We start from the raw sequence: 12,475 nt of genomic DNA, 5'->3' as shown, positions 1-12,475 counted from the left end.
TCACAGGGTCAGCTCCGGGTGCAGCCGGTCCAGCGTCCACACCTGGCGGCGGCGGGCCGACAGGGCGGTCAGCGCGAGCGCGCCCGCGGTGAACGCCACCAGCACCGCGCACGCCTGCCACACCGGCCCGAGTCCGCCGCCCGTGATGAGCCTGCGCAGCGCGTCCACGACGTGGCTCATCGGCAGGAAGGGATGCAGCGCGTTGAAGAAGCCGGGGCTGGTCTGCACGGGGTACGTGCCGCCCGCCGACGTCAGCTGGAGCATCAGCGCCGCCAGGACGAGGATCCGGCCCGCCGCGCCGAAGCGGGCGTTCAGCCACTGCACGATCGCCGCGAAGCACGCGGTCACCAGGAACAGGAAGCCCACCGTGCCGGCCGCCCGCGCCATCCGCAGCCCGACCGCCCAGTGCAGCACCGACATCAGCGCCACCGTCTGGAGCACCCCGATCGCCACCACCGGCAGCCAGCCGGCCAGCGCGATCCGCCATGCCGGGGCGCCTGCCGCGAGTGCCCGCCGGTTCAGCGGCGCGATCACCATGTACGCCACCATCGCGCCCACCCACAGGGACAGCGGGATGAAGTACGGGGCGAAGCCGGTGCCGTAGTTGGGCGCCTTGTGCAGGTCCTCGGACACCAGCCGGACCGGGTCCGCCATGACCTCCGTACGCCGGTCGCGGTCCTCGTCCCCGTAGTCGGGGATCTGCTCCGCGCCCGCGTGCAGGCCGCCCGCGAGCCGTCCGGAGCCGTCGACGAGCTTGTACATGCCGCCGTTCAGGTCCTGCGCGCCCGTCCTGAGAGCGCCGACGCCCTCGTCCAGGTCCGCCGCACCGGTCTCCGCGCCGCCGAGCCCTTTGTTCAGCTTCTTGGCGCCCGCCGCGACCTTCCCGGCGCCCTCGTTCAGCTTGTTGATCTTCTTGACGGCGCTGTCGAGGTCCTCGGACAGGTGCGGCGCGTGGTCGGCGAGCGCCTGCGCCTGCTTCTGCAGGGCCGCGAGGTGCCGGTCGAGCTGCTTCAGGTCGCCGTTGTGGCCGGCGATCAGCGTGTCGAGACCGTCCGCGACGACCGCCACGTCGGCCGCGGCGTCCCTCGCCTTCGCCAGATCGGCGCAGGCCGGATCGGGGAGTACGGGGTCTTCGCAGCGCGTCCTGTGGATCGCGCTCAGCGTGCCGGACGCGGCGTGGGCCGTCCGGGCGGCGCCGGGCGCCCGCTCGGCCAGCGTGTCGAGGTTGCCGCGGATCGCGCCGGAGGAGTCGGCGACGAGCCGTGCCGTGTCCCCGATGGTCTTCTCGTTGTCCCTCAGGAACGGGCCCGCCCTGTCCGTGATGCCGTTGACCAGGTCGGCGAGCCGCTGCGTGCCGTCGGCGACCTGCCGGGAACCGGCCTGGAGGTCGCCCGCGCCCGTGTGCAGCTTCTTCAGCCCTTTGGCCAGCCGGCCGCTGCCGGCCTCGGCGTCCACCAGCCCGTCGGCGAGGTCCTTCGAGCCCTTCTCCGCCTTGCCGATCCCGCCCTTGAGCCGGTCGGCGCCCCGGGCGGCCCTCACCGTCTCGCCGTGGATGCCGGAGAACGAGATGAAGATCCGGTCCAGGAACGACCGGGACGCCTTCGTGGACGCGGCCTGCCGTACCTCGCCGAAGACCGTCCGCGAGATCTGCCCGACGATGTAGTTGTTGGCGTCGTTCGTCCGCACTTGCAGCGCGCCGGTCGCGGGGGAGTCCCCCGAACTGGACGCGATCCGCCTGCTGAAGTCGGCGGGCACGGTGAGCGACAGGTAGTACGTGCCGTCCTCCACGCCCCTGCGGGCCTCGGCGGCGCTGACCTCCCGCCAGTCGAAGGTCCCGCTCTCGCGGAGCCCCTCGGCGATGTCGTCGCCCGCCGTGAGCCGCTTGCCGTCGGCGCTCGCGCCCTTGTCGTCGTTCACCAGCGCGACGGGGATGCGGTCCAGCCGGCCGTACGGGTCCCAGAAGGACCACAGGTACAGCGCGCCGTACAGCAGGGGCAGCACCAGCAGCGCGACCAGCGCGGCCCTGGGCAGCCTGCCGCGCGCGAAGCGCCTCAGCTCAAGCGCGGCCAGTCCCGGCGAGCGCATCGGCCGCCGCCTCCTTCGCTACGTCGTCGCTCTCGCCGGTGCTCCCGCCGTCACCGGTGCTGCCGCTGTCGTCGTCCGAGCCGGCCGCGGGCCGCGTGTGCACGACGACCGCGCCCTCGGGAGCCTCACCGCACACGGCCACCACCGTCGTGCCGCCGTCGACGACCGACCTCAGCAGCGACCACACCTCGGCACGCTCGGCGGGCGACAGCTTCAGGTCGGTGTCGTCCACGCCGAGCAGCCGCGGGCGGCCGACGAGCGCGAGCGCGACGGACAGCCGCAGCGCCTCCAGCCGCTCCACATCCCGCACGGCGGTCCGGAGGCCCTTGGGCAGCGCCGCCGGGTCGAGGCCGGCGGCGGCCAGCGCGGCGTCGACCCGCAGCTCCGCCTCCCTCCGGCGCTCGGCGGGCGGACGCAGCAGCGCGCGCGGCGAACCGCCGAAGCGGCGCTGGAGCAGCGCCCGCTCCCGCAGGTGCTCGCCCACGGTCAGGGCCGGGTCCAGCTCGGCGACCCCGGCGACGTGCGCGAGGGCGCTGACGCGCCGGACCGCCGGCATCCGCCCGGGCAGCCGGGCCTCGCCCACGGCCGCCGTGCCCTCCGTCGCCTTCATCCGCCCGGTGAGCGCGAGCAGCAGGCAGGTACGGCCGGACCCCGAGGGCCCCACGACCGTGATCAGCGAACCGGGTTCCGCGTCGAAGCCGACCCCCCGGAACGCCCAGCCGCGAGGCCCCCGGAGCCCGAAGTCCCGGGCCGTGACCGCGATTCCGTGCACGGCGCCCCCTCCTCGCACTCACTCTTTTGAGCTGACTGGTCAGTGCAAAAATTAGCCCGAACTTGCGATCGAAGCAAAACCGCAGGTCAGAACGGATTGTCAGTGCCATACCTCACGATGGGCACATACGGCACCTCGTACGAGGGCGTGCCGTCACACAGACGACAGGAGGTTCGTCATGGCCAGCTCGTCCGCAGCAGCCGCCCGCCGGCGCCGCGCCACCGGCCCTGCCCCCTCACTGACCGGCCCCGCCACCGACGTGCACCCCGTGCTCCGCCGCGCCACGGCACCGCCCGCCGCCCTCGACCTGCTCGCCAAGGCCCGCGCCGGCCTGGACGAGGCCACGACCCTCGACACACCCAATGAGCGGTACGCGACGGCCCACCTCGCCGCCCTGCGCACCGCCGCCGCCGTCCTCGCCGCGCACGGGCGCCCGGAGACCACCCCCCGGGCCCGCGCCCGCATCAGGAGCGCCTGGGACGTGCTCCCCGAGATCGCGCCCGAGCTCTCCGAGTGGAGCGCGCTGTTCGCCTCGGGAGCCCCGCGCCGCGCCCGGGCGGAGGCGGGCATCGAGGGCGCGGCGAGCAGCCGGGACGCCGACGACCTGATACGGGACGTGGCGATGTTCCTGCGCCTGGTGGAGCGGATGCTCGTCCTCCAGCCGGTCCTGCCCCAGCCGCGCGCGGACACCGACCAGCCGGAGCGGCGCGGCCGGGGTGCCGGCCCGGACCGGGACATGCCGGACGCGGGCTGACGGCACCCGCCGGGCGCCCGGGCGGCACGGCGCCCGGGGTGACCAGGGCAGGGCACTGGAGGCAATAGGGTGGAGGGCGCCTGAAGCCCTGCCCGCCCGCACTCCGGACCGGGAGGGGTGCCCGTTCGCTCCGCCGTCCACCGGGCGGTGCCGTGCCGAGGAGTCAACTGCCGTGTCGGACCCGATGCGCCCGCCCGTCTCCCACCCCCATCGAACGGCGTCGCCGCACTCCGGCTCCTCCCGGTCCCGCGCCTCACTGCGTACCGCCGTGGTCTGGGAGGTCCTCCAGGACGCCCTGGACCGCCGGGCCAAGGCCACGGGCCGCCCGGTGCTGGACGTCCTCGACACCGGCGGCGGCAGCGGAAAGTTCGCCGTGTCCGCCGCCAGCCTCGGCCACCGCGTCACCGTCGTCGACCCCAGCCCGAACGCGCTGTTCGCGCTGGAGCGCCGCGCCGCCGAGGCGGACGTCGCCGACCGCGTACGGGGTGTCCAGGGCGACGTCCACGGCCTCTTCGGCGTCGTGGAGCGCGGCGGGTACGACGCCGTGCTCTGCCACGGCGTCCTCGAATACGTCGACGACCCGGCCGAGGGCGTCCGCAACGCGGTCGCCGCCCTGCGTGCCGAGGGCGTCCTCAGCCTGCTCGCCGCGGGCCTCGGCGGCGCGGTGCTGGCCCGGGCCCTTGCCGGCCACTTCAAGGAGGCCCGGCAGGCCCTCGGCGACCCGGACGGCCGCTGGGGCGAGGGCGACCCGGTGCCGCGCCGCTTCACCGCCGAGCAGCTCACCGGACTGGTCGAGGGGGCCGGTCTCGAGGTGACCGCCGTGCACGGCGTGCGGGTCTTCGCCGACCTCGTGCCCGGCGTGCTGGTGGACACCGAGCCCGGTGCCCTGGAGGCGCTGCTGAAGCTGGAGGAGGCGGCGGCCGGGCTTGCGGCGTTCCACTCCGTGGCCACACAGCTCCATGTGCTCGGTGAGACTAGAGGGACGCACGAGGCCTGAGCAGGCCCGCCTCGTGCGCCGCTGATCAGCGCATCGATGGCACATGGAGTACGCCACAGGCCCCCCGAACGGCGGCGCGGCGCCGTATGATCGAGGGAGACCGTCCGGCATGACGGGCCGGTGGCTGGGGAATGGAAGCTTCAGCGGCCGGGACGTCCATGGCGGGTTCCGGTTGGCCAATTGGCGCAGAGGGGCGGGTTTCACGGGGGCGATTCCCTGCCTATCCTGAAGAGACCCCCCCGGGTCGCCCCGGCGACTGCACGATGAGGAGGACTCCGTGCCGCTCTCGGAGCACGAGCAGCGCATGCTCGAGCAGATGGAGCGAGCGCTGTACGCCGAAGATCCCAAGTTCGCGTCGGCGCTCGAGGGAAGCGGGCTGCGCACGTACACCCGGCGGCGGGTCTACCAGGCGGTTGCCGGCTTCCTCGTAGGTATTGCGCTCCTCATGGCCGGTATGGTCGCCAAGCAGGTCTGGCTCAGCGTCGTCGGCTTCCTTGTGATGCTCGGCTGCGCCGTCCTCGCCGTGACCGGCTGGCGCAAGGCACCCAAGCCGGGTGAACAGCCGGCCGCCGGTGCCCCGGCAGCGCGCCGCCAGGGCAGGCAGCGCCGCTCCATGATGGACCGCATCGAGGAGCGCTGGCAGCGGCGCCGCGACGAACAGGGCCATTAGCCCGGCCTGTGACTCCCCTGCACATACGACACACGTGAGGGGGTGACCACCGGCATCCGGTGGTCACCCCCTCACGTGCGTGTCGCCGGGCGGCAGCGCGCCGCCCGGCCGCTCCTCAGCCCTGCTGTCCCGTCGGCCTGCGCAGTGCCGGGCGGACCGCCGCGGCGCGGCGCTTGACGCCCGTCCACCACGCCGATGCCACCCACACCACCCGCACGGTCGAACGCGGCGCGAATTCCGCGCGCAGCCACGTACCGCGGCTCGCCGCGGCCGTCAGACCGGCGATCACCCGGCGCACGTCGTCCGCGAGGCCCGGCACCGGATGCGGCCGGGGCGCGTAGAGAACCTGCTCCACGGCGCCCGCCACCCGGTGCACCGACGACGCGGCATCCCCGTCGAGCTGCCCCAGCCTGACGATCCGGGCGGCTGCCCCGCGCGGCGTCTGCGACTCGTCCGGCGCGATCCCGAAGTCCCACGCCGTGTCGGTCAGCTCCTGCCACACCGCCAGGGTGTGAGCCGCCGCACCCTCCTCGGAGCGGCCGTGCCCGCCGAGCCGCACGGCCCGCGTACGCAGCCGCCACAGCATCGGGGCGAAGGGGAGCACCGCCGCGGCGAGCCCGCCCAGCACCCACAGCAGCACCACCCACCACTTCGGCCCGCCGCCGTCCACGGCCGGCGCCGCCTGCGAGGACTCGGTCGGGCAGGCGCCGTCGAGCCGCTTCTGCTCCACTGTGCAGCCCTCGCTCCTGGAGGGAGCCGCGGACGGCGCCGTCGACGCCGACTCCGACGGCCGGGCCTGGTTCGGCAGCGTGCTGCCCGGCGTGTCCGGCACCGTGTACGCCGGGGTCGTACCACGGCTCGGCGTCGGCTCGAAACGGGTCCAGCCCACGCCCTCGAAGTACAGCTCCGGCCAGGCGTGCGCGTCCTTCAGGCCCACCGACACCGTGCCGTCGGCCTGCGGGGTGCCCGGCGCGAAGCCCACCGCGACCCGGGCCGGTATCCCCAGCGAGCGGGCCATGGACGCCATCGCGAAGGAGAAGTGCACGCAGAAGCCCTGCTTGTCGCGCAGGAAGCGGGCGATGGCCTGCGACCCGCTGCCGACCTGGACCCGGGTGTCGTACTCGAAGTCGCCGGTCACGGAGAAGTAGTCCTGGAGCTTGACCGCCTGCTCGTAGGGGTTCGCCGCGCCCTCGGTGACCTGCTGGGCCGTGCGGGCCACCACCTCGGGCAGCGAGTCCGGCAGCTTCGTGAACTCCTTCGTCAGCGACGTGGGCGGCGCCGGCGCGGCGGCGAGCTGCTCCGCCGTCGGCTGCACGTCCAGGCTCGACACCCGGTACGCCAGACCGCGCGTGTTCTGCCCGTGGTCGCCGACCAGGGTCATGCCCTCCGGCTCGTACCGCCAGTCGCCGCGGATCCGGACGCCGCTCGGCGGGTACGGCATGGGCAGCCAGTCCTGGGCGTACCAGCCGGCCGCGGAGATCGTCGTGTCGAACTCGGTGCGCTTCACGTCCGGTCCGAGGCCGGGAGGCGCCGGGAAGCCGTCCTCCGGCACGGCCGTGATCTCCCGCTTGGCCGGCTTCCACGTGGTGCCGTCGAAGTCGTCGAGCGACACGATCCGCAGGTAGAGGTCGGAGACGTCCTCCGTCTCGGTCCGCAGGGTCAGGACCGTGCGGTCCTCGTCCACGTTCAGACTGTCGCGCAGGGACACCAGCGGGTTCACCGCGGAGATCGTGCCGCCGCCGCCCGAGCCCGCGCCGACGCCCGCTCCGGCGGCGTCCAGCAGGCCGCCGTTCATGGCGGGCAGCCCGAGCGGTGCCACCAGGGCCACGCCCAGCGCGACCACGCCTATGCGCCGCCCGGTGCGCACCGGGGACAGGGCGCGCGACTCGCCGCCCGGGACGCGCGGAGCGCCGCCGAACACCCGGCCCCACTGGGAGAGCCGGTCGCGCCCCTCGGCCAGCAGCAGCACCAGATAGCCCGTCGCCGCGACCAGGAACCACACCCAGTCGGCGCCGCCGTCGGACAGCCCCGCCGCCACCGAGTACAGCGCGAGCAGCGGCAGCCCGGCCGGGGCCGCGCTGCGGTACGTGACCGCCACGGCGTCCACCAGCAGCCCGATCACCAGCACGCCGCCGACGAGCATCAGCCGGATGCCGCCGGACAGCGGCGCCGGGATCGCGTACCGCCCGACGTCGTCCACGCCCCGCTGGAGCAGGTCGGCGAAGTGGGCGAAGGCCTCCGGGCCCGGGACCAGACCCGCGACGGCCTGCTCCCGCGCGAAGACCAGGGTGAGCATCACCAGCGAGACGAGCGCCTGCACGGCCACGGTCAGCGGACGGGCCAGCGGCACCCGGCGCGTCGCCATGCCCACGCCCGTCTGCACCGCCAGCAGGAAGCCCGCCTGAAGGATCCACGTGGCCGGATCGACCAGGGGCAGCAGGGCGCCCGCGGCCATCAGCGTCGCCGCCCAGGCGCACAGCGCCAGCCGTGCCCGACCGCTCATGACCGCCCCTCCCCGCCACTGCCCGCGACGGCACCGGTGCGCTCCCGGTCCGCCTGCCGCCACATCTCGTCCAGCGAGGCGCCCCGCGGCACGGCCACGGCCGTCCAGCCCGCCTCGCGCAGCATCCGCAGCCGGTGCCCGCTCTCGTGCAACGGACCGGCCACGTCGCTGGGTTCCCGCCCCCACGCGTTGCTGTCCAGCAGGAAGGCGACCGCGGCCCCGCTGCGGTGCCGCATCCGCGCGGCCACCGCCGCCTGCTGCTCGTCCAGGTCGCCGATGAAGGCGACCAGCAGCCCCTCGCTCCCGCCGCGCAGCACGTCGTACGCCCGGGACAGGCCGGCGCCGTCGGAGTGGTCGATCACCGCGAGGGTGTCCATCATCATCCCGGCCGCGTCCGCCGCCTCCTGGCTGGCGCCCGCGAAACCGTCCGAGCCCTCGCCGGGAACCGAACTCCCGGTGTCCGTCAGCAGCCGCACCGAAAAACCCCGCTCCAGCATGTGCACCAGCACGGACGCGGCGCCCGACACCGCCCACTCGAACGCCGAGTCGGGACCCGCGCCCCGGAAGGCGACGGCCCGGGTGTCGAGCAGCACCGTGCAGCGGGCCCGCTGCGGCTGCTCCTCGCGGCGCACCATCAGCTCGCCGTAGCGCGCGGTGGAGCGCCAGTGCACGCGGCGCAGGTCGTCGCCGTAGCGGTAACCGCGCGGGATCACGTCGTCCTCGCCGGCCAGCGCCAGGGAGCGCTGCCGTCCGTCGCCGTACCCCTTGGCCTCGCCGCCCAGCCGCACCGGCGGCAGCGGCTCCACGCGCGGGATCACCGTCAGCGTGTCGTACGCCGAGAAGGACCGGGTCAGCTCGCACATCCCGAACGGGTCGGTCAGCCGCAGCTGAAGCGGGCCCAGCGGATAGCGTCCGCGCAGGTCGGAGCGGACCCGGTAGGACACCTCGCGGCGCCCGCCCGCCTCCACCCGGTCCAGCACGAAGCGGGGACGCGGGCCGAGCACGTAGGGCACCCGGTCCTGGAGCATCAGCAGGCCCGTGGGCAGCCGCGTGACGTTGTCCATCCGCAGATGGACACGGGTCTCGCTGCCGGCGGGCACGCGCGCGGGGGAGAGCCGGCGGCTGCCCGCGACCCGGTGCCGCGTGCGGTACAGGACCGTCGCGCACACCAGCGGCAGCACCGCCAGCAGCAGACCGACCCGGAGCAGGTCGCTCTGCCCGAGGACGTACGCGCACACGGCCGCCGCGACACCGGCCGCCAGGAAGGAGCGGCCACGGGTGGTCAGGCCGGACAGCGCCGTACGGACGCCGCCCTTGTCGCCGCCCTCGCTCTCCGCGAAGCCGGCGCCCCCCGGGGCCGGGGAGGTCATCACAGCGCCCGCGGCGGCTGCCGGCCGTACGCCGGTGCGCCGCGGCCCAGGCCGTAGCCGCCCTGCGACTGCGGGGTGGCGGGCACCGGCGTGTGCTGGAGGATCTCCTGGACGACCTGCTCCGCGGTGCGCCGGTTGAGCTGGGCCTGGGCGGTGGGCAGCAGGCGGTGCGCGAGGACGGCGACGGCGAGCGCCTGGACGTCGTCCGGCAGCGCGTACTCCCGGCCGCTGAGGGCCGCGGACGCCTTCGCCGCGCGCAGCAGGTGCAGCGTCGCGCGCGGGGAGGCGCCGAGTCTGAGGTCGGGGTGGGTGCGGGTGGCGGCGACCAGGTCCACCGCGTACCGCCGGACCGGTTCGGCGACGTGCACGCCGCGCACCGCCTCGATCAGCTTCAGGACCTCGTGCGCGTGCGCCACCGGCTGGAGGTCGTCCAGCGGGTTGACCCCGCCGTGGACGTCGAGCATCTGGAGCTCGGCCTCCGCGCTGGGGTAGCCGATGGAGACGCGCGCCATGAAGCGGTCGCGCTGCGCCTCGGGCAGCGGGTAGGTGCCCTCCATCTCGACCGGGTTCTGCGTCGCCACCACCATGAAGGGGCTGGGCAGCTCGTACGTCTTGCCGTCGATGGTGACCTGCCGCTCCTCCATGGATTCGAGGAGCGCGGACTGGGTCTTGGGCGAGGCGCGGTTGATCTCGTCGCCGATCACCACCTGCGCGAAGATCGCGCCCGGTTTGAACTCGAAGTCGGAGCGCTGCTGGTCCCAGATGGACACACCGGTGATGTCCGACGGCAGCAGGTCCGGCGTGAACTGGATGCGGCGCACCGAGCAGTCGATGGACCGCGCCAGGGCCTTGGCCAGCATCGTCTTGCCGACTCCCGGGACGTCCTCGATCAGCAGGTGTCCCTCGGCGAGCAGCACGGTCAGCGAGAGCCGTACGACCTCCGGCTTGCCCTCGATCACGCTCTCCACCGAAGCGCGCACGCGCTCCACCACGGCGGTCAGATCCTCCCCCACCGTCGCACCTACTCCGGTGGGGAGACCTCCATGGCTCGCTCGATCGTCATAGGTCGTCACCCGGCCCTCCTCGGCCCTTCCCCGCGCTCACGCGTGAGCAGGGGGTACCTCGAACATCCCGGGCCGACGCTCTGTGGTGCGGACCGGCCCACCCCGAACACGGACACCTCGCGGGAGAGGTCCCGCGCGACGCCACACCCGCATTCTTGCTGCCGTTACCGTTTCGTGTCACTCGCCTGTGGACAACTGGCCGCGATATGTCGGGTCTTAACACCTTTCGCGCCATGCGCGGTGTGCCGTTTCCGGGGCGGGTGGCCTGGTCAGGCGGGGTCGACCTCGTTCAGCAGGCCCGTCTTCAGGTCGAAGACGAAGCCGCGGACGTCGTCGGTGTGCAGCAGGAACGGCGAGGTGCGCACTCGCTGCATCGACTGGCGCACGTCCTGCGCGGCGTCCTGGAAGCACTCCACCGCCCAGGCGGGACGCTGGCCGACCTCCATCTCCAGATCGTGCCGGAAGTCCTCGGTGAGGGTCTCCAGGCCGCAGCCGGTGTGGTGGATGAGGACCACGCTGCGCGTGCCGAGGGCGCGCTGGCTGATGGTGAGGGAGCGGATCACGTCGTCGGTGACCACGCCGCCCGCGTTGCGGATGGTGTGGCAGTCGCCGAGTTCCAGGCCGAGCGCCGCGTGCGGGTCGAGACGGGCGTCCATGCAGGCCACCACGGCGACACGCTGGACGGGGCGGGCGTCCGTGCTGGGGGCGGTGAACGCGGCGGCGTACCGCTGGTTCGCCTCGACGAGACGGTCGGTGACGGAGCCGGGGGCGATGGCGGCCTCGGAGCCTGCGGGTACGGGTGCAGAAGTCGTCATGCGGACGACGGTAATGGTCACGCGTGCTCGCGGCTCGCTGTGAGAGGGGACAAAGAACGCCATTGCGTCTTGTTGTGAGCTAACCCACAAGGGTGGTGACCCTGCCGCCGGCCGGGTGATGTTCCCCTTCGTTCCCGCGCCGGAGGGTTCGCCCCGCGACCGGGGCCGCGACGCGCAGGCCGGTTGATTGACCGGGCGACAGGGTGGACTAAAGTGACGCGAAGCGGGAGGCGAGGCTCTCCCTGCTGGACTGAATTCTTCCGGAGACCCCGGCACGACGTCCGGAGATCTCCCCGCGTGCGCGGCGCGTACGTACGGCTCGGCCTCCCCCGCTCCCCGGTCGGCTGACGCTTCCGGCGCCGGCCGGCCTCCTCTTGGCGAGCGGGCGGGGCCCGGCGGTGCGGACGGCGGCGCCGGATCTGAGAGGGCCCCTTGAGCGAGAGTCGACACGTCCCGGTGATGCTCCAGCGGTGCCTGGATCTGCTGGCGCCCGCCCTGGAGCGGCCGGGAGCGGTCGTCGTCGACTGCACCCTCGGCCTCGGCGGCCACAGCGAGGCCCTGCTGCACCGGTTCCCCGGGGCGCGGCTCGTCGCCCTGGACCGGGACAAGGAGGCGCTGCGGCTGTCCGCCGAGCGGCTCGCCCCGTACGGGGAGCGCGCCACCCTGGTGCACGCCGTGTACGACGAACTCCCCGAGGTGCTCGACCGGCTCGGCATCCCGCGCGTGCAAGGCGTCCTGTTCGACCTCGGTGTCTCCTCCATGCAGCTCGACGAGGCCGGCCGCGGCTTCGCCTACGCCCAGGACGCCCCGCTGGACATGCGCATGGACCAGACGACCGGCGTCAGCGCCGCCGAGGTCCTCAACACCTACCCGCCGGGCGAACTCGTCCGCATCCTGCGCGCGTACGGCGAGGAGAAGCAGGCCAAGCGGATCGTGGCCGCCGTCGTGCGCGAACGCCAGAAGGAGCCGTTCAGCAACAGCGCGCGGCTGGTGGAGCTGATCCGCGACGCGCTGCCGCAGGCCGCCAAGCGCACCGGCGGCAACCCGGCCAAGCGCACCTTCCAGGCGCTGCGCATCGAGGTCAACGGCGAGCTGGCGGTCCTGGAGCGGGCCGTTCCGGCCGCCGTGCGGGCCCTCGACGTCGGCGGGCGGATCGCCGTGCTGTCGTACCACTCGCTGGAGGACCGGCTGGTCAAGCAGGTCTTCGCGGCCGGCGCCGCCACCACCGCGCCGCCCGGGCTGCCCGTCGTGCCCGAGCGCTACCAGCCCCGGCTCAAGCTGCTGACCCGCGGTGCCGAACTTCCCAGCGAGGAAGAGGTCGCGGCGAACCGCCGGGCGGCGCCCGCCCGCCTGCGCGGGGCCGAGCGCATCAGGGAGGACGTGGAGTGAGGCGGGTGCCGCACGGTCGGTTCGGAAACCGGACCCGGGGGAGGGCGCGTGAGTAG

At 74.1% G+C, this 12,475-nt stretch carries 10 protein-coding genes; 4 read left to right on the top strand and 6 right to left on the bottom strand.

What is annotated here, in order from left to right; translation table 11 throughout:
- A complete protein-coding gene (locus AB0M97_RS05115; protein WP_365959334.1) occupies positions 1–2,085 on the bottom strand; it encodes a YhgE/Pip domain-containing protein in 2,085 nt (694 codons plus the stop codon).
- Entirely contained in the window at positions 2,057–2,857 is an 801-nt protein-coding gene (locus AB0M97_RS05110) for an ATP-binding cassette domain-containing protein (RefSeq protein WP_365959333.1), read from the bottom strand. Before AB0M97_RS05110 ends, AB0M97_RS05115 begins: the two co-directional genes overlap by 29 nt.
- A gap of 178 nt (positions 2,858–3,035) precedes the next feature.
- Between AB0M97_RS05110 and AB0M97_RS05105 the strand changes: the two genes are divergently transcribed.
- From AB0M97_RS05105 to AB0M97_RS05095, 3 genes are all read left to right on the top strand, one after another.
- Positions 3,036–3,611, top strand: a complete 576-nt coding sequence (locus AB0M97_RS05105) for an SAV_6107 family HEPN domain-containing protein (RefSeq protein WP_365959332.1) — start codon at positions 3,036–3,038, stop codon at positions 3,609–3,611.
- Positions 3,612–3,783: 172 nt separating this feature from the next.
- A complete protein-coding gene (locus AB0M97_RS05100) occupies positions 3,784–4,608 on the top strand; it encodes a methyltransferase (protein ID WP_365959331.1) in 825 nt (274 codons plus the stop codon).
- A 277-nt stretch (positions 4,609–4,885) separates the two neighbouring features.
- A complete protein-coding gene (locus AB0M97_RS05095) occupies positions 4,886–5,278 on the top strand; it encodes a DUF3040 domain-containing protein (RefSeq protein ID WP_365959330.1) in 393 nt (130 codons plus the stop codon).
- A 115-nt stretch (positions 5,279–5,393) separates the two neighbouring features.
- Here the strand turns inward: AB0M97_RS05095 and AB0M97_RS05090 are convergent, their stop codons facing one another.
- From AB0M97_RS05090 to AB0M97_RS05075, 4 genes are all read right to left on the bottom strand, one after another.
- Entirely contained in the window at positions 5,394–7,781 is a 2,388-nt protein-coding gene (locus tag AB0M97_RS05090; RefSeq protein WP_365959329.1) for a DUF3488 and transglutaminase-like domain-containing protein, read from the bottom strand.
- Positions 7,778–9,151 carry a DUF58 domain-containing protein gene (locus tag AB0M97_RS05085; protein WP_365959328.1) on the bottom strand — a complete coding sequence of 458 codons (1,374 nt, stop codon included), beginning with the start codon at positions 9,149–9,151 and terminating at the stop codon, positions 7,778–7,780. Before AB0M97_RS05085 ends, AB0M97_RS05090 begins: the two co-directional genes overlap by 4 nt.
- Complete coding sequence (locus AB0M97_RS05080; protein ID WP_365959327.1) at positions 9,151–10,164, bottom strand: MoxR family ATPase; 1,014 nt, start codon at positions 10,162–10,164, stop codon at positions 9,151–9,153. The genes AB0M97_RS05085 and AB0M97_RS05080 overlap by 1 nt, the downstream gene beginning before the upstream one ends.
- A 320-nt stretch (positions 10,165–10,484) precedes the next feature.
- Positions 10,485–11,093 (bottom strand): carbonic anhydrase, encoded by a 609-nt coding sequence (locus AB0M97_RS05075; protein WP_365959326.1) that lies wholly within the window; start codon positions 11,091–11,093, stop codon positions 10,485–10,487.
- A gap of 369 nt (positions 11,094–11,462) precedes the next feature.
- Here AB0M97_RS05075 and rsmH point away from each other — a divergent pair, with 369 nt between their 5' ends.
- Positions 11,463–12,419 carry a 16S rRNA (cytosine(1402)-N(4))-methyltransferase RsmH gene (gene rsmH / locus AB0M97_RS05070; RefSeq protein ID WP_365959325.1) on the top strand — a complete coding sequence of 319 codons (957 nt, stop codon included), beginning with the start codon at positions 11,463–11,465 and terminating at the stop codon, positions 12,417–12,419.
- Positions 12,420–12,475: the final 56 nt, after the last annotated feature.

Origin of the sequence: Streptomyces sp. NPDC051207 (assembly GCF_040682395.1) — a bacterium.
Taxonomy (GTDB): Bacteria; Actinomycetota; Actinomycetes; order Streptomycetales; family Streptomycetaceae; genus Streptomyces.
This window is presented reverse-complemented; position numbering and strand designations above follow the sequence as displayed.